This window comes from Methylobacterium sp. WL7 (genome assembly GCF_008040085.1).
Lineage (GTDB): Bacteria > Pseudomonadota > Alphaproteobacteria > Rhizobiales > Beijerinckiaceae > Methylobacterium > Methylobacterium mesophilicum.
Window position 1 is genome coordinate 1 of sequence record NZ_VRVG01000098.1, and the last position, 20,589, is coordinate 20,589.

Sequence of the window (20,589 nt, forward strand, 5' to 3'; positions counted from 1 at the left end):
CCCGAACCCCTCCGTGACCCCCATGCGCCGCCAGCTTATCGAGGATCCCGTGACCCGCGCCGGGCCGCTGTCGCGGCGGCTCGCGGTGTTCTCGATCCTCGCCACCGGTCTCGCCCTGATCCTGGTGCGCGACCCGCGCGCCGACACCGACGCGGCGCTGGTGGCGCTGGCGGCCGGGCTGTGCGTCGCCCTGGCCGCGGCGGTGGCGGCCGTCTTCGCGTTCGTGCATGTCTGGCGGGAGGGCGCGCGCGGCCTGGGCGCCGCGCTGGCCGGGCTGGTGCTGGCGCTCCTCCTGCTGGGCTACCCGGCCTATCTCGGCGTGCGCGGCCTGCGCCTGCCGGTCCTGTCGGACATCACCACCGACATCGACAACCCGCCGGCCTTCTCGCGCTCGCGCGCCGCCTTCGCGGCCCGGGGCGGGCGCTACCCGGCCGATCCCGGCCCGGCGTTCCGCGAGCGTCAGCGCGCCGCCTACCCGCAGATCGCCCCGCTGACCCTCGACATCGGCGCCGACGAGGCCTTCGAGCTGGCCCGCAAGGCAGCCCTCAACCGGCATTGGCAGATCGTCGAGGCGATCCGCCCCGGGGGGCGCACCGGCAACGGCCGGATCGAGGCCGTGGCCCGGGGCCTCATCCTGAACCTGCCCGACGACGTCACCGTGCGGATTCGCCCCCGGGCCGACGGCGCCCGGATCGACGTGCGCTCGGCCTCGCGGCTCGGCGGGCGCGACTTCGGGACCAACGCCGACCGGATCCGCGCCTATCTCGACGACGTCGCCAACCTGGCGCTGGCGGTGAAGTAGGGTCAGGCCGGCGCGTAGGTCGCGTCGAGCCGCGGCGGCCCGTCGCAGGCGACCAGCCCGCGCCCGACCAGATCCTCGAGATGGGCGAACACCGACAGGGCGGCCGCGCCCCGCAGCCGCGGATCGAGCCCCTGGTAGATCGCCGCCACCACCTCCGGGATGCGCGTGTCCCCGGCGGCCAGCCGGGCGCGGATCGCCGCCTCCCGCTGGCGGCGGTGGCCGATCAGGCAGCGGACGAGCCGCGCGGGCTCCTGGACCGGGCCGCCATGGCCCGGCCAGTAGGTCGTCTCGGTGCGGCCGCGCAGCTTCTCCAGCGAGGCCATGTAGGCCCGCATCTCCCCGTCCGGCGGCGCGACGATCGTGGTGTTCCAGGCCATCACGTGGTCGCCCGAGAACAGGGCGTCCGCCTCGGGCAGCGCGAAGGCGAGGTGGTTCATGGTGTGGCCGGGCGTCTCCACGGCCACGAGGGTCCAGCCGGGACCGGAGACGGCGTCGCCCTCCGCCAGGATGCGCGCCGGCGCGTGCGCCGCGTCCGAGCTGGCATCGAGCATCGGCGCCTCGCCCTCCGCCAGGGCGCGGGCGGCCCGGTGCGGGCCGCAGCCGACGATCGGCGCCCCGGTCCGGGCGGCCAGCAGGCGGGCGCCCGGCGAATGGTCGCGGTGCGTGTGGGTGACCACGATGGCCTCGACCCGCTCGGGGCCGAGGTCGTCCAGGAGCGCCGCGATGTGGCCGGGGTCGTCGGGGCCGGGATCGATGATTGCGACGCGGTCCTGGCCAACCACGTAGGTGCAGGTCCCGGTCGCCGTGAAGGGGCCGCCGTTCGGGGCGATCCGCCGCCGGATCAGCGGCGCCACGCGCTCCATGCGCCCACTCTCGGGCAGGGACCGCTCGACGCGCGGCCCGCTCTCGTCCTCGACCGTCATCGCCACCCCGTTCCGTCCCGGCGGTGGTTCTACGGCTGCGCGTGAGCGCTGCGCAATCGGGCGCAGCGGCCGTGGGGGCTTCCCTGAGGACAACGGTCCCGGAGAGGGCCGTTCCTCAGGGCGTGCGGGCTTCAGCCCGCGCGATGCGACCGGCCGGATCGGACGCGCACGGGGACCGGTACGGGGGCCGGCGCCACGCCGAGGCCGAGTGCGGCCGCGCGCGCCGCGTCGGCGGCACCATCGACAATCTCGGTGACACGCGCCGCCAGGGCGGCGAGCTTGGATCGAACGGCTCTCTTTGCAGCTTGCAGCATCTCGGATCCCGGTTCGGACCTAGTGACCTTACAGCGAACGCGACCGTCTGACTCCCGTTCCGTCACCCAATCGTCGCGGGGCGGTCCGCCAGCGAGACGAAACCCGGCCGCTTTGTCAAGTGCGCGGAACCAGAACCGAACCTTGGCGTTTTTGAGTCCAGAACGACGCGGCCGCCCGCGCCGGACCTTTCAAAGGATACGCGCAATGCTCGGTTGGGCCGTAACTTTCCTCGTCGTGGCTCTGGTCGCCGCTCTGCTCGGTTTCGGTGGTATTGCCGGCACCGCCATGGAAGCTGCCAAGCTTGTGTTCTTCGTGGCGATCGTCCTGTTCGCGATCTCGGCCGTCGTCGGCCTGATGCGCGGCCGTTCGCCGACATTGTAAAGCGATCGTAGGGGCCGGCGCTGGCGCCGGGCTGGCGACAGACTTGGAGAGAGCCGCCGTCCTCGACGGCGGCTTTTTCATCGCGGAGATGCCAGGATCCACAGGATCCGCCGTCTCGGGCTCAGGCCTTCTCGCGCTCGCCGCCGTCCAGCTTCGCGATGAGTTCGGCGAACCGGTCGGGCACCGGCTGCAGGGCGACCGTATCGTACATCGCGCGCAGCTGCGCGGCGATGCGGTTGCGGGTCTGGTCGCTCAGGCCGCCCCCGCCGGCGCGTGCCGCGGCGGATGCGGCCACACCCTGGGACTCCCCGGGTTGACGCGATGCGGGATGGGCCGTGGGCTCTGCGGCGGTGCCAGCATACGGATCGCCCGCACGGGGGTCCGCATCCTTACCCTGATCCGCCATTCACACGCCCCTTGTTGCCGAAGTCCGCTGGGCCGCATTGTACTGCGGCTCGACATACGCCATGGCTGCGGCTGCAACGCCCGCCCGCCGGATCGGTTCCGCTGGGGGCGGAACGGAGTGCGGGCCTCCGCGTTGGGCGGTAGGCTGCGCAGGATACAAGCCGGCCCCGGCACGACCTCGGTCGAGGACCGAGGCATCGCGGCCGGGCAACACGGCGAGGCACAGGGGATCGAATGTCGACATCGCAACTCGTGGTACAGCACCTGCCGTACCTGCGCCGCTACGCTCGGGCGCTCACGGGGAGCCAAGTGGCGGGCGACGCCTATGTCGCGGCCACCCTGGAAACCCTCGTCAACGAGCCGGATACGCTCGGCCGCAGCACCAACATCAAGGCCGACCTGTTCCGGGTGTTCACCCGGATCTGGAATTCCCTGTCGGTGAACGGGCGCAGCGAGCAGGTCCAGCACGACCTCCCGGCCGAAGTCCGCCTCGGCCAGATCACACCGCTGCCGCGCCAGGCCTTCCTGCTCTCCTGCCTCGAGGGCTTCTCGGAAGAGGACGCCGCGATCATCCTGGCCGTGGACGTCTCCGAGGTCCGCGACCTGGTGGACGAGGCCGGGCGCGAACTCGCCGCCGACATGGCCACCGAGATCCTCATCATCGAGGACGAGCCGCTCATCGCCATGGACCTCGAGGCTCTGGTCGAAGGCCTCGGCCACAACGTCATCGGTGTCGCCCGCACCCGCACCGAGGCGATCAAGATCGCCGGCGAGGGCAAGCGTCCCGGCCTGATCCTGGCCGACATCCAGCTCGCCGACGGCTCCTCGGGCCTCGACGCGGTGAACGACCTGCTGAAGACCTTCGAGGTCCCGGTGATCTTCATTACCGCCTACCCGGAGCGCTTCCTCACCGGCGAGCGGCCCGAGCCGGCCTTCCTCATCGCCAAGCCGTTCCAGCCGGCGAACGTCTCCGCGGTGATCAGCCAGGCGCTGTTCTTCCAGCAGACAGCGCGCCGCCGGGAAGCCAAGTCGGCCTGACCCAGAAAGTCGGCCCGATACGATAACCAGGGGCGGCCCGCCGCTTCCGGACTGGCGGGCCCGACGCGCAAGACCATCCCGATCAAGCCCCGGCGCAAGCCGGGGTTTTTGTTTGCCGCGTCTCGTGTCGTGTCCCTGGCCGGCCGCGCGCAAAAAAACGGGCTGGAGATGGCTCCAGCCCGTCGAAAAGGTTCCGGCCGATGCACAAGGGGAATGCGGGGAGGACCAGAATGGCCGGGTGTCGATAGAACGAGTGCCGCGCTGGGAGGTTCCGGCAAATACGCTTTTTAGGCGAACGTGACTTTTTAAGCACATGGGACGGTTGTGGATGGCGGGGGTGCGCCGTCGCACCAACATCCTGGACGCGAACGAATACTCAGTGCCCACAGAGACGGGACAGTTGTGGAACCTGCAATTGCAGACCGCGTTATGAAAACATCCTGTCAAGCTCTCATGATGAGGTCGGGGCGATGCTGCGGTCGGGTTTCATTCTGGGCGTGAGTGCTCCCGCGGCTCTTCTCACCGTGCTGATCCAGCCGGTGGTGCGTGAGACCGCCGACCGTTGGACGCCGCCGGTGCTCACGGCCGCGGCCTCCGCCGTCCACGCGCCGCTTCCGGGCATGCGCCCGGCCTCCCTGGCCCTCAGTCCGACGCGGGTCGCCGGTGTGCAGCGCGTCGACGGCCGTTCGGGCCCGGTCGCCGAGGAAGGGCAGGAGATCGGCATCCGGCCGATCCTGAAGCAGCCGCAGCAGCCGCGTCGTCTGGTCCGCGAGGGTTGCGAGACGGCGCTCAGCTCCCTGGTCGGCCCCGAAGCCCGCCGCATGGTTCCGGGCCGCTGCATCTCCTGAGCACCTGATCGGTTCAGCTGCGAGACACCAGAAAGCCCCGTCGTTCCGGCGGGGCTTTCTGGTGTCTGAACACTCGCAACGATCTCTATGGGATCGACGGGTTGGAGTTTTTATCTCTGCTCACGGCGGAAGGCTAAATCGTCTTCTCATATAGGCCCGATCCGTGCCGCGACACGCGGTCATTCCGGGGCCGCGCAGCGGAGCCCGGGATGACGGCGAGTAATAGGGGCAGGATATCAAGCCCGGGAGATGGATCTTCCACCTCCGTGACCCGTAGCGATAACGTGAGCCCATCGGTCCAAAAACAAGGACGGCGCCGGTCCTGGGGACGCGGCGCCGTTACGCGACTCGATCGGTTCGGTGCGTCACTCGGCGCGGCCGGTCCCCGTGGACTGCCCACCCTTGCGACCGGCGTTCGAGGCCAGTTCGCGGTCCTGCGAGAAGGAGCGCTTCTCGGCCGGCACGCTGCGTCCGCCTTTGCTGGCGATCTCGCGCTGCCGCGACAGGTCCATCGAGGCAAAGCCCCGCTTCGAGGTTGAATTTCCGGATGCCATCAGTTCCTCCTCAGGCTTCGCTTCACCCCGCAACAACCTTCAGCAATAACCAAGGTTCCTGTCATGAGACGTAGCCAAGTTTGGCAAAGCTAAGCTTGGCGGCAACCGCCGGCTGTGTGCGGCGTTGATCCCCGGTTGATCTGCGCGTTTCTCCGCAGGCGCCCGCTGCGGACCGGCCCGGGGCGGGCCTACTCTCGCGCGGCTGCGCCCGGTTCCCACGCCGCAGGCTTTCGAGGAGAGGTTTCCGCCAGTGACGAACCGCAACATGGTCAAGGACGCGGCCGGATCCGAGCCGGCCGTGAAGCCGAATACGCCGCCGCTCCCGCCGATGCCGGCCCCCGAGGATTCACCGACGCCGACCACCCGTGAGGAGCCGGTAGATTCGCCCCATCTCAATGCCAGCCTGAAGCGTGAGGCGCCGGGCCCGGGGGAGCAGGGTCTTTCGACGAAGCGCTGAGGCCGTCCACCGTCAGCCGGGCCTCGCCCGCGACTTCCGAGACAGGCCGACGATGAGGAGGCCGATCCCCAAGATCGTGGCGAGGCCCGCCACGGTCAGGATGCGCTGGACCAGCGGCGTGTAGAGACCGCGTGCGGCATCGTAGCCGTAGCACAGCAGCGCCAGACGGTCGGCCAGGCCGCCGACCCGCCCCTCGCCGGCCTCCGTCAGGGCGAGCCGGAGGTCCCGGCCGGTCAGCGCCAGGGGGGAGAGCACCCGCGCCACCCGGCCGTCGCCGGTCAGCAGCAGGGCGGCGGCGGGATGGGCGAAGCTGTCGGTCCCGGGATCGTAGATGGCCGTGTAACCCAGTGCTCCGGTCAGCCGGGCGAGGGCGGCATCGGTGACGAGCAGGGGCGTGGCGCCGTCCGCGCGCGGCCCGAGGGTCTCTTGCAGCATGCGACGCGCGGCCGCGGCGTCGTCGCGGGGATCGATCCCGACGAGCACCCATGCGTACTGGTCCGCGGGGAGGCCGGTCGCGGCCAGCGCGTCGGCGGCCATGGACAGCATCGGGTCGCAGACGTTCCCGCAGGTGTAATCCACCGGCAGCAGGAGGGTGGTGCGCCCGCCCAAAGCCTCGCCCAGCGTGGTGGTGCGCCCGGTCCGCGCGTCCGTCACCGGCACCGAGAGCGGCGCCCGGGCTCCGGGCAGAGGGGCGGCCGCCACCCGGGCGAGGTCGGCCTGAACCAGGCGCGCCTGGGCGGCGCCGGGATTCGCCAGGCCAGCGCATGCAATCGTCAGTAGGCCGACGATCAGGTACTGGACCGTGCGGATTGCATCGGGCGTGGGACTGGACAAGGGCTTGATGAACCGCATGGATATGTCGTCGGCCGGTCCGGCCCTCTCATCAGTACCACCCATGCCCGCGAGGGCGTGAAGCCCGTCGCGGAGCCAGTGCATGACCCTCGACACCGAGGTTTCCTCCCTGCGGCAGGTGCCGCTGTTCCGCGAGGTGGAGCCGGCGCGCCTGAAGCTCCTGGCCTTCACCAGCGAGCGCGTGCATTTCGAGCCGGGCCAACGCTTCTTCGCCCGGGGCGACGTGGCCGATGCCGCCTACGTGATCCTCATGGGCAGCGCCGAGGTGAGCATCGACGGGCCGGCCGGCCCGGTCCGGCTGGCGCTGCTCGGGCAGGACGCCCTGGTCGGCGAGATGGGCATCCTGGCCGACCAGCCCCGCTCCGCCACCGTGACGGCGGAGACCGCGGTGACGGCGTTGCGGATCGACCGGGGCGTGTTCCTGGAGCTGCTGGCGCAGTTCCCCCAGATCAGCATCGCGCTGATGCGGGTGCTGGCGCTGCGGCTGGAGCAGACCAACCAGGCGCTGGCCGAGAGCCGGGGCTGACCTCACGCGGTCGGATAGGTGATGAATTCCAGGAGCGAGCCGTCCGGGTCGCGGAAGTAGACGCTGAGGCCGGGGCCCGCCGCGCCGTGACGCTCGACCGGGCCCAGCTCCACCGGCACGCCGGCCGCCTCGAGATGGGCCATCGCGGCCTCGATCGTGCCCGACCAGCGGAAGCACAGGTCGCTGTTCCCCGGGAGCACGGGCTGCGCCGCGACCGGCTCCGCCTTCACGCCCGGCCCGTGGCAATTGAGCTGCACGCCGCCGAACCGGTAGGCGAAGCCGCTGCCGCGCTCGATCACCTCGGCGCCGACCATGTCGCGGTAGAAGGCGTTCGAGCGCGACCAGTCGCTGACGTGGATCACGCAATGGTCGAGGTGGATGGCCGGGCGCAGAAGGTCCCCGGGTACGACCGCCGCGTCGGTGGCAAGCGTCTCGGTCTCGGCCATGCTGTGCCTCCGCGGATGCCGGGTTTCGGTGGCGTCGTCGTCGCCCGAGAACCGGCGGCGACCTTTCGCAGGCCGTGCCGGTCCTCAGTCTTCGGAGGTGAATTAGGGCGCAACCATGGCCGTGGCAGGGGGCGCTCGCGCGTCCGTGCGGCGCAAAAGCTACATCGTCGCAGACGGGGAGACGGTAGGCATAGCGCCCTGGACCGTATCCCGCATGTCAGGACCCATGATCGCATCCCACCTGTCGGCCTGGAGCCGAATTCGCCGGCTCCTGCTCTCGCGAATTCTGCTCGCCGTGGTGGCGATCGCGCCGCTGGCCGCCTGCCAGACCCGCCCGTCCCAGCTCGCGCAGGACGACGAATCGGCCTGGTACATCGGGACGAAGGCCGACAAGCCGTTCGACATCCCGCTGGTCGACACCGCCCGCCTCGATCCGAAGTACCGCCGCCAGCAGGTCAGCTACAACGGCCCGGAGAAGCCCGGCACGATCCTGGTCGACATCGACCAGCGCCAGCTCCTCCTGGTCCAGGCCGACGGCAGCGCGATGCAGTACGGCGTCGGCGTCGGCAAGGCCGGCTTCTCCTGGAAGGGCGAGGCGCGCGTCGGCCGCAAGGGCGTCTGGCCGGATTGGAGCCCGACCGTCACGATGGTCTCGCTCAACCCCGACCTGCCCCGCACCCGCAAGGGCGGCGTCGACAACCCGCTGGGCGCCCGGGCCCTGTACCTCTACCAGGGCAACCGCGACATCCTGTTCCGGATCCACGGAACCAACGAGCCCTGGAGCATCGGCGAGCAGATGTCGTCGGGCTGCGTCCGGATGCTCAACGAGGACATCGCCGACCTCTACGAGCGCGTCCCGGTCGGCACCCGGGTCCTGGTGAAGCGGAGCGGCAAGTACCGGACCTGACGTCGACCGGACCTGACGTCCGGTTCGCCGGCTTCCGGTCCCTTACCTTCGCGGATGTCGGGGGATCGCGGGCGCGATGCCCGTCCGTGCGAAGGGATTGCGAAGTCTGAGGGGCAACGCTTTCGCAATCTCTTCGCGTAACGGTCGGCCGAGCGCGCTCCGCGGGACGCCCGGGTCTTCCGAAGGCGCATGGCTGAGCCGGCAAAAGCGCCACAATGGCCGGCGATTCCGGGCGCTTCGAGAAACCCTTGCCGGTCGTTCGTGGACAGCTTTCCGATGACAAGATCGATGCTCGCCCTCCTGCTCCTCTGTTCCCCCGCCGCCGCAGCCGGGACGATCAGCGGACCGGCGACGGTGATCGACGGCGATACGATCGAGGTGCACGGCACCCGCATCAACCTCTACGGGATCGACGCCCCCGAGACGGCGCAGAGCTGCCAGACCGTGACCGGCCGGGAATACCGCTGCGGTCGCGACGCCGCCCTGGCGCTGACCGCCCATATCGGCACCGGCGTCGTCACCTGCGAGCGCCGCGAAGCTGCCGGCCCAGGCAGCATCGCCGGCCTCTGCCTCGCGCATGGCGAGGACCTGTCCGCCTGGATGGTCGCGAAGGGCTACGCGCTCGCCAGCCGTCAGGTGACGCCCGCCTACACTCGTCAGGAGGGCCAGGCTTGGGCGACCCGTCGCGGCCTCTGGGCGGGGACCTTCGAGAAGCCCGCCGATTGGCGCCAGGACCGGCGCCGCATGGAAGCCTCGGCCGGGGCGAGCGCGGCCGATTAGAGCATCGTCCCGAAAGGTGTCCACCGGCTTTCGGAAAAAATGATGCAGACCAAGGAGCTAGCGCATCACGCCGGTTTGGGTGCGATGCGCTAGGCGCGCTCACGCCGTCTTGTCGTGGCCCTCGGTGAATTCCCGCCAGAGCAGGACCAGCGCCGCCATCACGGCCGGGCCGACGAACAGGCCGAGCAGCCCGAAGGTCTCGACGCCCCCCAGGATCCCGAGCAGCACCCACAGGAACGGCAGCTTCGTGGTGCCCCCGATCAGCGCCGGCCGAACGAAGTGGTCGGCCGCGAACGTGACCACGAATCCGGCCACGGCCACGACGACCGCCGCCTTCATCGAACCCGCCGCCACCAGGAGGAGCGCCGCGATCGCGATGGCGAGCGCCGCGCCGAACGGGATCATGGCGGCCACCGCCGTGAAGGCCCCGAGCAGCACCGGATGCGGAACGCCGGCGAAGTAGTAGACCACCCCGAGGATGAAGCCCTCGCCGAGGCCGACCAGAACGAGGCCGTCGACGGTGCCGTGCACCGAGGCCACCATCTGCCGCGCGACGCGCTCGCCCCGGGGGCCGAACAGCCGGTCGCAGGCGGAGCGGGCCTGCTCGGTGATCGTGCGCCAGTCGCGGAACAGGAAGAACAGGGCGACTAGGCTGAAGCCGAACAGCACGATCCGGTGCACCACCTCGCGTCCGAAGTTGCGCGAGGCGCCGACCACCGAGTGGTTGTCGAACCGGTGCAGCAGGTCGGATCCGGCCTGGGCATGCCCGAGGTTGTCGTTCCACCACGCGGTCGCCTGGGCGGCGCCGTAGGGCAGGTGCTGCAGGAATTCCGGGGCCGGGATGCCGCTCGCCTCGGCGTTGCGCACGAACTCGGCGACGTCGTGGGCCTCGCGTGCCGCCTGAACGCCCAGGATCGCCAGCGGCGCGAGGAACACCAGGGCCACCGCGGTGGTCATCAGGGTCGGCAGCAGCAGGTTGTGCCGGCCCGGCGGGAAGCGGCGCTCCAGGCGGGCGTAGAGCGGCCACAAAGCGATCGCCAGCACCACCGCCCAGGCCAGCGCCGGAAGGAATCCATGCAGGATCCAGAGTCCGAGCGCGGAGAGCGCCAGCACCAGCACGACCCGCGCCGCGCCCTGGGAGCGCGCCCGCTCCGGCGGCGGTGGGGGGCCGGGATGGGCCGGAGCCGTGACGGGCTGAACCGTGGGTAACATCCGTCTCGTCTCCTGACGCCGCGCAACCGATGCCGCGCACATAGACCGAATTCGTCGCGGCGCAGGGGGCGTCCGCGCACACGATCCGGTGCACGAGCCCGAACCAGCGCTGCAACGCACCGGGAACCGCCGCGGTTGCCGCACCTGACCCCCTCGTGTAGAGGTCGCGGCCGTCCGACGGGCCCGTAGCGCGGGCCCCGTACGCGTATTGGTGGCCGCGCGGGGCGTGAGCGCCGGGTCGCCCGGCGTCGAGGGGGGCACCCCGCCCGACCGATCCGGAAACCGAACAGCCCGCGAGAAGACATGTCCGACGAGCCCGCCCACGGCAGCGCCACCTTCGAGCGCGTGGCCGACATCATAGCCGAGACGGCCGACATCCCCCGGGACAGGATCACCCCGGAGAGCCACGCCATCGACGACCTCGGCATCGACAGCCTGGCGTTCCTCGACATCGCCTTCGCGGTGGACAAGGCCTTCGGGATCAAGCTGCCGCTCGAGCGCTGGACCCAGGAAGTCAACGAGGGCAAGGTCCCGGCCGAGCAGTATTTCGTCCTCAAGAACCTGTGCGCGCGCATCGACGGCCTGGTGGCCGACAAGGCCGCCAAGGTCTGACGCGCTCCAGCATCGTGCCGGGTACTGGATCCGGCACGATGCTGGAGATCCTTGATGTTGCATCATCGTTTTCCCGAAAGCCGGTGGCCACCTTTCGGGATGATGCTTGAGAGCCCGATGCCCCCATGCGCCTCGAATATTTCGAGATGATCGATTCCGTCCGGCACCTCGATCGGGCCGCCGGCCGGATCGAGGCGCTGGCCCGGGTGCCGATGGAAAGCCCTGTCTTCGAGGGACACTTCCCCGGCCATCCGCTGGTGCCCGGGGTGCTGTTGACCGAGACCATGGCGCAGGCCTCCGGCTACCTCGTGCTCGCCCATCTCGATTTCACCCGGATGCCGTTCCTCACCGGCGTGGACAAGGCCCGGTTCCGGTCCTTCGTCGGGCCGGGCGCGGAACTGATCGTGACGGCGACCCTCGAGCATGACGGCTCGGGCTACGCCGTGACGAAGGCGGCGATCAGCCATGCCGGGAAGGCGCTGTGCGACGCCGAACTGCGCTTCCGCACCATGCCGTTCCCGGATGGGCTCGACGCGCCGATGCGTGCGCGGGCCCGGGCCATCGGCCTGTTCGCGGACTCGGCGCAGCCATGAGCCGTCCCGTCGTCGTCACCGGCCTCGGCCTCGTCTCCTGCGCGGGCGAAGGGATCGAAGCGCATCTCGCCGCGCTCGATGCCGGCGCGGCGCCCCGGACCGACGCCGAGACGTTCGCGCCCTATTGCGTACATCCGGCACCGCCGATCACGTGGGACGGGCAGATCCCCAAGCGCAGCGACCAGCGGCAGATGGAGGCTTGGCAGCGGCTCGGCGTCTACGCCGCCGGCCTCGCCCTGGATTCCGCCGGCGTGAAGGACGATGCCGCCCTCAAGCAGGGGCTCCATCTCGTCGTCGCGGCGGGCGGGGGCGAGCGCGACTACGCCGTCGACGGCGCGATCCTGACGGGCCTGCGCGATGCCGCAGATCCGGGTGCCTATCTCAACGAGCGGCTGCAGAACGACCTGCGGCCGACGCTGTTCCTCGCCCAGCTCTCGAACCTGCTCGCCGGCAACATCGCCATCGTGCACGGGGTCACGGGGGCCTCGCGCACCTTCATGGGGGAGGAGGCGGCCGGCGTGGATGCACTGCGGATCGCGCAGGCGCGGGTCGCCTCGGGGCAGATCGACGCGATCCTGGTGGGCGGCTCCTACAGCGCGGAACGGCCGGACGTGCTCGTGGTCCACGAGATGGGCGGCTATCTCGCCCGCGCACCGTACCGACCGGTTTTCGAGCGGGCTGCGGCGGCGCCCGGCTTCATTTTGGGGAGCTGCGCAGCCTTCCTGATGCTCGAATCGGAGGCGCACGCGGCCGCTCGCGGGGCTCGGACGCTCGCCCGGCTGGACCGGGTGGCGAGCGACCGCACGCGGCGCATCCCCGGCAGCGTCGCCGCCAGCCTCGAAGCGCTCTGGCTGCAGGCCGGCCTCTCGGCCCCGGACCGCGTCCTGTCCGGTGCCTCGGGGGTCACCGCGATCACCGAGGAGGAGCGGGACGCGCTCACGCGGCTCGCCCCCGGCGCCGACGTCCGGGCGCTGGGCGACGTGATCGGTCACGGTCTCGAGGTCGTCGCACCGCTCGGGGCGGCGCTGGCCGCCGGCCTCGTCGCGGCAGGGACCGCCCGCGAGGTGGCGGTAACGACCGTCGGCCATCGCCGTGGCGAAGGAGTTCTGCGCCTGCGTCCGGCCTGATCAGCCTGCGGAGACGGTCCGAGGCAATCGGATCTTGGAACGCCCGCACTTCGACAGGGGCCGCTATCGGCCTGCAGGCGTGCAACGTCCAGCCGCGTCACGGTTCTCTGTCGGCCGATAATAGGCCGGCCGTGTCGATCCTGATCCGCGCCGACATATTTCGGCGGACTTGCCAATGCGCGGGTGAAGGTCTATCTCAGCCGCATCGGCACGTGTCCGGATATCTTGGACCGTTACGCCTTCGCAGGGCGGTTCTGACTTTCCTATCGCTATCGGTCGATACCGGTATCTGCTTTTGTGAGCGGATGCCATTTCTCACTACGCCTGCGAAGATCGAGGAATTCCATGAGCACCGGAACCGTCAAGTGGTTCAACGAGACCAAGGGCTACGGCTTCATCCAGCCGGATGACGGCGGCAAGGACGTGTTCGTTCACGTCTCGGCCGTCGAGCGCGCCGGCCTGCGTGGCCTGAACGAAGGCCAGAAGGTCTCCTACGAGCTGGAAACCGACCGCCGCAGCGGCAAGGAGTCCGCCGGCCAGCTTCAGACGGTCTGATCGCCGCTCCGACGGCCCGTGTTGAAGCCGCTCCCGAGGGAGCGGCTTCTTCGTATCTGCATTCGATCCCGGGGTGACGGCGGCCCGCCGCGCCCAACTCAGGAGTGTCTGTGAGCTTTCCGAACAAGCAAGGCGTCGTCGATCGACTGGAGGCCGCTGCCAAGGCGCGGTCCGAGATGCTGGCCCGGTTCCGGGCCCGCCCGACTGCCGATGATCCGGCCGTCCTCGCCCGCCAGTCCGCGCGCCGCGCCGTGGTTGATGCCCGCGAGGCCCGCGCGTCCGAGCGCGCCGCCCAGCGCGAGGCAGACCTCGCGCGTGCCGCCGCCCAGGCCGAGGCCGAGCGTCAGGCCGAGGCCGAGCGCAAGGCTGCCGAGCAGCTCGCCGCCCAGGAGCGTGCCAAGGCCCTCCAGGCCGAGCAGAAGCTCCAGCGCGATGCACGCTACCTTGCCCGCAAGGCCAAGGCGGCCAAGAAGCGGTAAGGTCTCAACGCCGAAGCAGCTGCCGATCCGGCACGCGGGCGCGTGAGCATCAAGACATTGGGGACCGGTCCGATCGCGATGCGGTCGGCCACCCTCGAACGCCCCGTTCGAGACCCCGCCTCAGGAGCTTGGCATGACCCATAAATTCAAGATCGGCCAGCGCGTCTGCCGGGTGCAGCTCGGACTTCCGGGCGACAAGGGCGGCGGCGAGGTTTTCGAGATCCTGCGCCTGATGCCGGAGGATCAGACCGGCGAGCGCTCCTACCGGATCCGGACGGAAGCCGGTGAGCGCGCGATCCGCGAGAGCGAACTGGTCGCCGTCAACCGACTCTGACCGGCTCGCGCCTTGTTAGAGCGTCCTGAACATGACCAGGGCGTCGACCAAGCCGAGACCCGGATGCCGGAAGGCGCCCGGGAGCCGGCCGACCTGCTCGAAGCCGAGGCTCTGCCACAGCGACACGGCCCGCAGGTTTGTCGAAATTACGAAGTTGAACTGCATCGCCGTGAACCCGCGCTCGCGCGCCCGATCGAGGGCGTGCAGGCCCATGGCCCTGCCGATGCCGAGGCCGGCCGCAGCCGGGTCGGTCATGAAGCCGCAATTGGCGACATGGGCCCCGCCGCCCGCCTGATTGGCGCGCAGGTAATAGGTGCCGCGTACCGCCCCATTTCGCTCGGCGACGAAAGTCTCGCGATCCGCGCCGGTCCAATAGGCGACGGCCTCGACCTCGCCAAGCCGAGGATCGAGCGCGTAGGTCTCGCCCGCCCGGACGGTCGGCACGATGATCCGGGCGATCGCCGCGTGGTCTGAGCCGCGCGCCGGTCTGATCTCCAGGCTCAACCGAACTGCTCACGCAGGATGCGTTCGTCGAGGCTGTGCCCGGGATCGTGCAGCAGCACGAGCTCGGTGGCGCGGTCCAGCGAGGTCTCCACCGTGCAGACCCGCCGGAACTCGGTGTGGTCGGCGACTGCGGCCACCGGGCGGTGGGGGGCGTCGAGGACGTCGATCCGGATCTTCGCGTAATCCGGCAGCAGCGCGCCGCGCCAGCGCCGGGGGCGGAACGCCGAGATCGGCGTCAGCGCGAGCAGCTTCGCGTCGAGCGGCAGGATCGGGCCGCCGACCGAGAGGTTGTAGGCGGTCGAGCCGGCCGCCGTTGCGACCAGCACCCCGTCGGCGATCAGCAGGTCCAGCCGCACGTGCCCGTCCACGGCGATCTTCAGCTTGGCCGTCTGGTGCGTCTGGCGCAGCAGGTAGACCTCGTTGATCGCCCGGGCCCGATGGCTGCGGCCCTCGGTGTCGGTCACGTCCATCACCAGCGGGTGGATGACGCTGCGCTGGGCGGCTTCCAAGTGCTCCAAGAGGTCGTCATCCCGGAACTCGTTCATCAGGAAGCCGACCGTGCCGCGGTTCATCCCGTAGATCGGTTTGGGCCGATCCATGAATCGGTGCAGCACCTGCAGCATGAGCCCGTCGCCGCCGAGCGCGACCACGACATCCGCCTCCTCGGGAGAGACGTGATCGTAGCGCCGCATCAGGGCGGCGGCGGCCTCTCGGGCATACCCGGTGGGGCTCGCCACGAATGCGATCTTCTTGAATGTCGGCATGGCGTCAGGCGATGCCGGGCAGGCGCGTCGGGGTCGCGTCGGGGGTCACGTCACGGCTCCAGTCTGATGAGCGAACCGCCCGGTTGACGTCGGTGCCCCGCATGCGTCTGACTCCTCGGGCACATGCGCGATCCTGGAGGCATAGCATGGAGCGTCCGCTCCTCGTCTACACCACCTTTCCCGACGCCGCCTCCGCGCTGAATATCGGCGAGGCCCTGGTCCGCGAGCGCCTCATCGCCTGCATCAACGTCCTGCCCGGGATGCTGTCGGTCTACAGCTGGAAGGGCGCGGTGGAACGAGGGGAGGAGGTCGCGGCGATCCTCAAGAGCCGTGAGGGTCTGGCCGATGTCCTGTCGGCTGCCCTGAAGGCGCGTCATCCCTACGAGACGCCGATCATCCTGCATTGGCCGATCGCCGGCGCCGATGCCGACACCGCCGCCTGGATCCTGTCCGAGACCGGAGCCGATGGCGCAGAGTAAGCTGGACCGCTGCGCCTGCACCGGGTCTGACGGTGGATTATCGAGGCATTCGCTGAATGCTGGCGCTCGGTGTCTGCAATATTACGGCTAAAAGAATTGACTTCATAATCGTTCAATGCTGCATTCGTAGGGAGATGCGCGACGTATGCGCCTCCACGACTTGCGGTGATTCGCGATGAGGGGATTGTTTGCAATCCTTGCGATCGGCTTCGGCCTGCCGGAGGCGCATGCCCTGGACGCCGACGCGGTGGTCGGGACCTGGCGGCTCGTCACCGCCACGCGCAAGATCGTCGAGACCGGAGAAGTCGTGGACGCCTATGGCGGCCCGAAGCCGAACGGCTGGATCACCTACGGCCGCGACGGACGGATGATGGTCGTCTGCGCCTTCGAGGGGCGCAACAGGCCCGCGGCCAACGACGCGATGTCCGATGCGGACCGGATCCACCTGCACAGGACGTTCTTCGCCTATGCGGGGACGTACCGGTTCGATGCCGACCGCGTCACCCATAGCATCGACACGTCTTGGAACGAGGCCTGGACGGGGACCTCGCAGGTTCGGCACGTCGAGCAGAGTGGACGGCAACTGGTCTACACGACCACGCCGTTCAAGTTCAATGTCGACGGGAAGCTGAGCGTCATCACGCTGATCTGGGAGAAATATCCCTGATTTCTTGTTCGCGGCTGTCTTGGGAGGACATCATGCCCCGCAATCACGTTCTGCCGGCCCTGGTTTTCGCTGCCGCCGCAATCCTGCCCGGCTTGTGCCTGGCGGAGGCGTTGGAGGCCGACGCCCAGAGTGCGGCGACCAAGTGGGATGAGGCCTACAACCGCGACGACATGGAGACGCTGGGCAAGCTCTACGCACCCGACGCCCTCGTGGTGACGAAGGGCGCGACCCAGACCCGCGACGGCATTCCGAAATTCTTCTCCGGCCTGAAGGCGAAGGGCTGGGACGACCACAAGACGACGGTGAAGAACGCGGTCGCGAAGGACAACCTGCTCATCATCTCGGGGCGCTGGGAGATGACCGGTCCGGTGGAAGGCGGCCCCAAGAAGAAGTTCGAGGGTAACTGGGTGAACGTCCTCGAACGGCAGAAGGGTGGTTGGCGGACGGTGCTGCACACCTGGAACTGAGGCGCCTCAGCCACCCTGGTCGATCAAACCCAGGCGCGGCACCACGGCGTTCCGGTCGATCACGGCCCCCGGGGCGATCACGGCGTTGGCGCCGATCCGGGCGCCGTCGCCGACCAGCGCCCCGAACTTTCGGGTTCCGGTCTCGACGCGCCGGCCACCCAGCCGGAGCGCGATCGGCCGGTCCGGCGCCTCGTTGCGGTGATTGGCGATGATCGCGCCGGCCTCCAGGTTCACGTTCGCGCCCAGGATACTGTCGCCGACGAAGTTGAAATGTGCGGCGGCCGCCCCGGCGAACAGGAAGGCGGATTTCAGCTCCGCGCCGGGGCCGACGGTGCAGTCCGCCTCCAGCCAGCAGCCCCCGCGCAGATAAGCGCCGGCCGCCACGAGGCAGCCCGGCCCGATGATCGCGGGTGGCTTCACGATGGCACCAGCCTCGACAACAGCCTGCGCGTGGATCGCGACGCCGTCCCCGATCCGGTACGCCCCGTCGAGGCCGGCGATGCGCTCGGCGACCAGCGCCGCCGCCTGGGCCGTGATCTCCCAGGGCGCCAAACCGAGCGCGCCCAGCCAGGAGGCGGGGTAGCGCGCGATCAGCGCGTGCAGGTCCGGGACGTCCTCAGCCATGATCGATCCTGACGGCGCGGTGGCGCAGCCCCCGATCCTGTCAGGCCGCGCGAACCGGCACCAGCCGCCTGTGGGCGGATTCGCCGGGCGGTCGGAGCGTCTGCCCGGGTACGGGCCGAAGACTTGACTTGGTAAGTTCGTGCGGCGGCCCCGATATGAGGCGAATCAGATCGGAATACGACTGTTGAAAAGTGGGAGATCTGGAAGTTTAATTGGCAATTTTATTTAGTGATACATAACAAAAATTATGACTCGGTCGACCGCGAGGCTATAGGGCCTACGGCGTCGTCTTCGGCGCCGCGAACTCGGGACGTCGAGACCATGAAGGCATTCAAGACCGCCGGCCGCATCGCGATGGTGCTGCTGGCTTCCGGTGCGGGCGGGACGGCCGTGCTGGCGGCTGGCGGCAAGCCGAGCGAGCCGCTGATGACCATCGAGGCGGCCCCGTCGGGCCCGGCCGGGCTGACGGCGGCCAATCCGCCCGCGCTCCGCTACGGCACCCTCTACGCCGACGCCAAGGGCCAGAGCCACGTCCAGTATTGCGACCTCAAGAACTTCATCTTCAAGAGCTACGCGCCGCCCGCCGCGCCTCAGTATGTCGGCTTCCCGCCGGGCGAGGTTGCGTCGGTCAAGTACGCGATCCTGCCGGTCGGCTACGTCGGCACCTGGCACACCGCCCCCGGCCCGCAATGGGTGATCACCCTGTCGGGGCGCTGGTCGGTCGAGGCGACGGACGGCTCCGTGCTGGAGCAGGGGTCGGGTGAAGTGGAGTTCAACGCCGATACCGGATCCACCCCGCAGGGACCGGAGGGGCATGTCGGGCACCTCACCCGCCAGGTCGGCGACGTGCCGAACGTCCAGCTGATCGTGTCGCTGAAGCCCCGGACGGGGAAGCGCTCGGTCGAGCCGTGTCAGCCGACCGCGCGGTGATCGTCTGGCTTGCCTGACCTGACATGAGCCATCCGGCGGACTCGCTCCGCCGGACCATCGGAAGAACGTTCAGGCGCCGCTGACCGGGTAGGTGCGACCCTTCCAGGTGGCCGCGCCGGCGCGGCCGCCCCGCAGCAGCACGTTCCACTGGATCGCCAGCGCCACCAGCACGGCCGCCGGGTGCAGCGGGATCGTCGCCAGCGGTGCCCGCACCGCCAGGGTGATCGCCGCCCGCGTCACGAGCGACAGCGCACAGGCCGCGGCGGACGCCGTCAGGGCCAGCGGTGGGATGAGGCCGAGCAGCCCGGCCAGCACGAGAAGCGGCGGCAGGATCTGGCCGCAGCCGAGGAGTACGGTCCAGATCGGCAGGGCGCGGGGCGTGGCCATGCCCTCATGCGCGTTTTTGGAAAACCCGGCCCAGGCCTCCCCGAAGCCCCGATACATCCGGCAGGTCGCCAGCCCGGCGCCGGCCACGAGGTCGGTGCGGTAGCCGGCCGCGCGCAGGAGCCGGGGCAGCCGCACGCCGTCATGCAGGAAACCGCGGATCGCGCCGTGGCCGCCGATCGCCGCATAGGCCGCGCGCTCGAACAGGATGAGCTGCCCGCAGGCCGCGCCCAGGGCGGGATCCGGGCGGCGGCGCATCAGCGGCACCGGCAGGAAGCCGATGAGCAGGAAATCGATCATCGGCACGGTGAGGATCTCGCCGAGCGTCTCTGTGCGCTGCCGGGGAACGCCGCTGACCAGTGCCGCGCCGGCACGTCGCGCATGGGCGACGAGAGACGCGGCGGCCTCGGGCTCCAGGCGGACATCCGCGTCGATGAACAGGAGGTGGCGGCCGTCGGCGAGCCCGGCGATATGGGCGCAGGCGTGGTTCTTGCCGGTCCAGCCCTCGGGCAGCGGCGGCACCGGGACGACGCGCAGGCGTGCGTCGCCGAGGCCGCGCACGATCTCTGCGGTCCCGTCCGTGGAATGGTCGTCGCCGACGATCACCTCAATGGGTACGGCGGTGCTGGCGAGGGCGGCCCGCACGGTCCCGGCGATGTTGCCGGCCTCGTTGCGTGCCGGGATCAGGATCGAGACCAGGTCGGGGTCGGCCACCGGGGCGGGCCGGCGCAGGGCGCAGAGGTTCACCGCGGTCAGGACCGCCGGCAGGGCGGCCGCGAACAGACAGAGGAAGGCCAGCGCCGTGAGGATCGGGTCGGTCATCGCCCGGGCTGCCCATCGCCGGCCCGGTGGGCCGGATCGAAGCGGCGCCCGGCCAGCCGCGCGGCGAGGCGCCGCCAGAGATCGTAGACGCCGCCGACGCCCTTGCGGCCGGCGACCAAGGCCCGGAAGCGCTCCGGCTCGCGGCTGATCACGTCGCTGCTGAGTCGATCGAGGGTCGCGGTCAGGTCGGCCTCCAGGCGGGCGAGCCGATCCGTCCGCGACAGGGCCGCCAACGCCGCGCCCGAGATCCCCGGCCCGAAGGCCGCGAAGGCCTCGGCCCCGCGCTCGTCCCAGAAGGCGTATTCGAGGGCGAGCGGTACGAACAGCGCGTCGGGGGCGATCTCGGCCAGCCGGGCCACGCCCGGGCGCAGGCCGAGGGGCCGGACGCGGGTGTCGACGAAGCGCCCTTGCGCGGTGATCCAGAGGGCCGTGCCCGATCGCGTCAGGATCGACCGCGCGGCGGCCAGGAACTGTGCGGCGCCCCGGGGACTGTCGAGATCGACCCCGAAGGCCCCGATCCGCTCGAACACCCGGTAGCGCGCCAGCATGGCGGCGTCGAACGGCGCCCGATTCTCGCGACCTGGGTAGAGCCGGCCGGACAGCACGATGATCACCGCCGCATCCCACCAGGCGGGGTGGTTGCAGTAGATCACCAGCGGGCCGGCATGGTCCTGGGACGGCGGTACGCCCCAGTGCGGCAGGCGCAGGGCGTCGAAGTGCCGATGCAGGTAGCGCTCGAACCACGCCTCCATGAAGCGGCGGATCGGGGGTGAGACCGGGCGCAGGGGCGCGGATGGCGGGG

Annotated in this window: 29 protein-coding genes; 18 read left to right on the forward strand and 11 right to left on the reverse strand. The window is 70.2% G+C overall.

What is annotated here, in order from left to right:
• Window positions 1-22 precede the first annotated feature (22 nt).
• Entirely contained in the window at window positions 23-802 is a 780-nt protein-coding gene (locus tag FV233_RS20880) for a DUF1499 domain-containing protein (RefSeq protein WP_147898648.1), read from the forward strand.
• A 2-nt stretch (window positions 803-804) separates the two neighbouring features.
• On the opposite strand, the gene FV233_RS20885 is transcribed toward FV233_RS20880, so the two are convergent.
• Window positions 805-1,725: an MBL fold metallo-hydrolase gene (locus FV233_RS20885; protein ID WP_147898649.1), complete on the reverse strand. Its 921-nt coding sequence runs from the start codon at window positions 1,723-1,725 to the stop codon at window positions 805-807.
• Between the two features lie 519 nt (window positions 1,726-2,244).
• Here FV233_RS20885 and FV233_RS20895 point away from each other — a divergent pair.
• Window positions 2,245-2,421 carry a DUF1328 domain-containing protein gene (locus FV233_RS20895; RefSeq protein WP_007568853.1) on the forward strand — a complete coding sequence of 59 codons (177 nt, stop codon included), beginning with the start codon at window positions 2,245-2,247 and terminating at the stop codon, window positions 2,419-2,421.
• A gap of 121 nt (window positions 2,422-2,542) precedes the next feature.
• Here the strand turns inward: FV233_RS20895 and FV233_RS31255 are convergent, their stop codons facing one another.
• The gene (locus FV233_RS31255; RefSeq protein ID WP_238261734.1) at window positions 2,543-2,716 is read right to left on the reverse strand and encodes a NepR family anti-sigma factor; all 174 of its coding nucleotides are present in this window, start codon (window positions 2,714-2,716) and stop codon (window positions 2,543-2,545) included.
• Window positions 2,717-3,060: 344 nt separating this feature from the next.
• Between FV233_RS31255 and FV233_RS20905 the strand changes: the two genes are divergently transcribed.
• Together FV233_RS20905 and FV233_RS20910 are read left to right on the forward strand one after the other, a co-directional pair.
• A complete protein-coding gene (locus FV233_RS20905; RefSeq protein WP_147855105.1) occupies window positions 3,061-3,864 on the forward strand; it encodes a response regulator in 804 nt (267 codons plus the stop codon).
• A gap of 470 nt (window positions 3,865-4,334) precedes the next feature.
• Complete coding sequence (locus FV233_RS20910; protein ID WP_147855106.1) at window positions 4,335-4,712, forward strand: hypothetical protein; 378 nt, start codon at window positions 4,335-4,337, stop codon at window positions 4,710-4,712.
• Between the two features lie 365 nt (window positions 4,713-5,077).
• Here the strand turns inward: FV233_RS20910 and FV233_RS20915 are convergent, their stop codons facing one another.
• A complete protein-coding gene (locus FV233_RS20915) occupies window positions 5,078-5,266 on the reverse strand; it encodes a KGG domain-containing protein (RefSeq protein ID WP_147855107.1) in 189 nt (62 codons plus the stop codon).
• 250 nt (window positions 5,267-5,516) lie between these two features.
• Between FV233_RS20915 and FV233_RS20920 the strand changes: the two genes are divergently transcribed.
• Window positions 5,517-5,723: a hypothetical protein gene (locus FV233_RS20920; RefSeq protein ID WP_147855108.1), complete on the forward strand. Its 207-nt coding sequence runs from the start codon at window positions 5,517-5,519 to the stop codon at window positions 5,721-5,723.
• Between the two features lie 12 nt (window positions 5,724-5,735).
• Here FV233_RS20920 and FV233_RS20925 read toward each other — a convergent pair whose 3' ends face one another.
• Complete coding sequence (locus FV233_RS20925; protein ID WP_187278191.1) at window positions 5,736-6,575, reverse strand: SCO family protein; 840 nt, start codon at window positions 6,573-6,575, stop codon at window positions 5,736-5,738.
• 82 nt (window positions 6,576-6,657) lie between these two features.
• Here FV233_RS20925 and FV233_RS20930 point away from each other — a divergent pair, with 82 nt between their 5' ends.
• Window positions 6,658-7,101 (forward strand): Crp/Fnr family transcriptional regulator, encoded by a 444-nt coding sequence (locus tag FV233_RS20930; protein WP_147855109.1) that lies wholly within the window; start codon window positions 6,658-6,660, stop codon window positions 7,099-7,101.
• Between the two features lie 2 nt (window positions 7,102-7,103).
• Here the strand turns inward: FV233_RS20930 and FV233_RS20935 are convergent, their stop codons facing one another.
• Window positions 7,104-7,547 (reverse strand): VOC family protein, encoded by a 444-nt coding sequence (locus tag FV233_RS20935; protein WP_147898652.1) that lies wholly within the window; start codon window positions 7,545-7,547, stop codon window positions 7,104-7,106.
• Window positions 7,548-7,773: 226 nt separating this feature from the next.
• Between FV233_RS20935 and FV233_RS20940 the strand changes: the two genes are divergently transcribed.
• Window positions 7,774-8,454, forward strand: coding sequence for a L,D-transpeptidase (locus tag FV233_RS20940; protein ID WP_147856184.1), 681 nt, complete (start codon window positions 7,774-7,776; stop codon window positions 8,452-8,454).
• A 288-nt stretch (window positions 8,455-8,742) separates the two neighbouring features.
• Complete coding sequence (locus tag FV233_RS20945) at window positions 8,743-9,234, forward strand: thermonuclease family protein (RefSeq protein WP_246690049.1); 492 nt, start codon at window positions 8,743-8,745, stop codon at window positions 9,232-9,234.
• Window positions 9,235-9,333: 99 nt separating this feature from the next.
• On the opposite strand, the gene FV233_RS20950 is transcribed toward FV233_RS20945, so the two are convergent.
• Complete coding sequence (locus tag FV233_RS20950; RefSeq protein WP_147898653.1) at window positions 9,334-10,446, reverse strand: AI-2E family transporter; 1,113 nt, start codon at window positions 10,444-10,446, stop codon at window positions 9,334-9,336.
• A 303-nt stretch (window positions 10,447-10,749) separates the two neighbouring features.
• Between FV233_RS20950 and FV233_RS20955 the strand changes: the two genes are divergently transcribed.
• From FV233_RS20955 to FV233_RS20980, 6 genes are all read left to right on the forward strand, one after another.
• Entirely contained in the window at window positions 10,750-11,058 is a 309-nt protein-coding gene (locus FV233_RS20955; protein ID WP_147898654.1) for an acyl carrier protein, read from the forward strand.
• A gap of 125 nt (window positions 11,059-11,183) precedes the next feature.
• A complete protein-coding gene (locus FV233_RS20960; protein WP_147898655.1) occupies window positions 11,184-11,651 on the forward strand; it encodes a 3-hydroxyacyl-ACP dehydratase FabZ family protein in 468 nt (155 codons plus the stop codon).
• Window positions 11,648-12,778 (forward strand): beta-ketoacyl-ACP synthase, encoded by a 1,131-nt coding sequence (locus FV233_RS20965; RefSeq protein WP_147898656.1) that lies wholly within the window; start codon window positions 11,648-11,650, stop codon window positions 12,776-12,778. The genes FV233_RS20960 and FV233_RS20965 overlap by 4 nt, the downstream gene beginning before the upstream one ends.
• A gap of 345 nt (window positions 12,779-13,123) precedes the next feature.
• The gene (locus FV233_RS20970; RefSeq protein WP_007568877.1) at window positions 13,124-13,333 is read left to right on the forward strand and encodes a cold-shock protein; all 210 of its coding nucleotides are present in this window, start codon (window positions 13,124-13,126) and stop codon (window positions 13,331-13,333) included.
• 110 nt (window positions 13,334-13,443) lie between these two features.
• On the forward strand, window positions 13,444-13,812 hold the full coding sequence (locus tag FV233_RS20975) for a DUF6481 family protein (RefSeq protein ID WP_147898657.1): 369 nt from the start codon (window positions 13,444-13,446) through the stop codon (window positions 13,810-13,812).
• A gap of 133 nt (window positions 13,813-13,945) precedes the next feature.
• Window positions 13,946-14,146, forward strand: coding sequence for a hypothetical protein (locus tag FV233_RS20980; RefSeq protein ID WP_147855991.1), 201 nt, complete (start codon window positions 13,946-13,948; stop codon window positions 14,144-14,146).
• A 15-nt stretch (window positions 14,147-14,161) separates the two neighbouring features.
• Here the strand turns inward: FV233_RS20980 and FV233_RS20985 are convergent, their stop codons facing one another.
• Together FV233_RS20985 and FV233_RS20990 are read right to left on the reverse strand one after the other, a co-directional pair.
• Window positions 14,162-14,644 carry an N-acetyltransferase gene (locus tag FV233_RS20985; protein ID WP_147855992.1) on the reverse strand — a complete coding sequence of 161 codons (483 nt, stop codon included), beginning with the start codon at window positions 14,642-14,644 and terminating at the stop codon, window positions 14,162-14,164.
• A gap of 2 nt (window positions 14,645-14,646) precedes the next feature.
• Window positions 14,647-15,414: an NAD kinase gene (locus FV233_RS20990; protein WP_147855990.1), complete on the reverse strand. Its 768-nt coding sequence runs from the start codon at window positions 15,412-15,414 to the stop codon at window positions 14,647-14,649.
• A 146-nt stretch (window positions 15,415-15,560) separates the two neighbouring features.
• On the opposite strand from FV233_RS20990, the gene cutA reads away from it, so the two are divergent.
• The 3 genes from cutA (at window position 15,561) to FV233_RS21005 (ending at window position 17,027) form a co-directional block, all read left to right on the forward strand.
• Window positions 15,561-15,893, forward strand: coding sequence for a divalent-cation tolerance protein CutA (cutA, locus tag FV233_RS20995; protein WP_147855989.1), 333 nt, complete (start codon window positions 15,561-15,563; stop codon window positions 15,891-15,893).
• 175 nt (window positions 15,894-16,068) lie between these two features.
• The gene (locus FV233_RS21000; protein WP_147855988.1) at window positions 16,069-16,560 is read left to right on the forward strand and encodes a lipocalin-like domain-containing protein; all 492 of its coding nucleotides are present in this window, start codon (window positions 16,069-16,071) and stop codon (window positions 16,558-16,560) included.
• Window positions 16,561-16,592: 32 nt separating this feature from the next.
• Window positions 16,593-17,027: a nuclear transport factor 2 family protein gene (locus tag FV233_RS21005; RefSeq protein WP_147855987.1), complete on the forward strand. Its 435-nt coding sequence runs from the start codon at window positions 16,593-16,595 to the stop codon at window positions 17,025-17,027.
• 6 nt (window positions 17,028-17,033) lie between these two features.
• Here FV233_RS21005 and FV233_RS21010 read toward each other — a convergent pair whose 3' ends face one another.
• Window positions 17,034-17,651: an LpxA family transferase gene (locus tag FV233_RS21010; RefSeq protein ID WP_147855986.1), complete on the reverse strand. Its 618-nt coding sequence runs from the start codon at window positions 17,649-17,651 to the stop codon at window positions 17,034-17,036.
• Between the two features lie 321 nt (window positions 17,652-17,972).
• Here FV233_RS21010 and FV233_RS21015 point away from each other — a divergent pair, with 321 nt between their 5' ends.
• Window positions 17,973-18,581, forward strand: coding sequence for a hypothetical protein (locus FV233_RS21015; RefSeq protein WP_147898658.1), 609 nt, complete (start codon window positions 17,973-17,975; stop codon window positions 18,579-18,581).
• Between the two features lie 69 nt (window positions 18,582-18,650).
• Here FV233_RS21015 and FV233_RS21020 read toward each other — a convergent pair whose 3' ends face one another.
• Both FV233_RS21020 and FV233_RS21025 read right to left on the reverse strand, forming a co-directional pair.
• A complete protein-coding gene (locus FV233_RS21020) occupies window positions 18,651-19,787 on the reverse strand; it encodes a glycosyltransferase (RefSeq protein ID WP_147898659.1) in 1,137 nt (378 codons plus the stop codon).
• Window positions 19,784-20,539, reverse strand: coding sequence for a lysophospholipid acyltransferase family protein (locus FV233_RS21025; RefSeq protein WP_147898661.1), 756 nt, complete (start codon window positions 20,537-20,539; stop codon window positions 19,784-19,786). The genes FV233_RS21020 and FV233_RS21025 overlap by 4 nt, the downstream gene beginning before the upstream one ends.
• Between the last annotated feature and the right edge of the window lie 50 nt (window positions 20,540-20,589).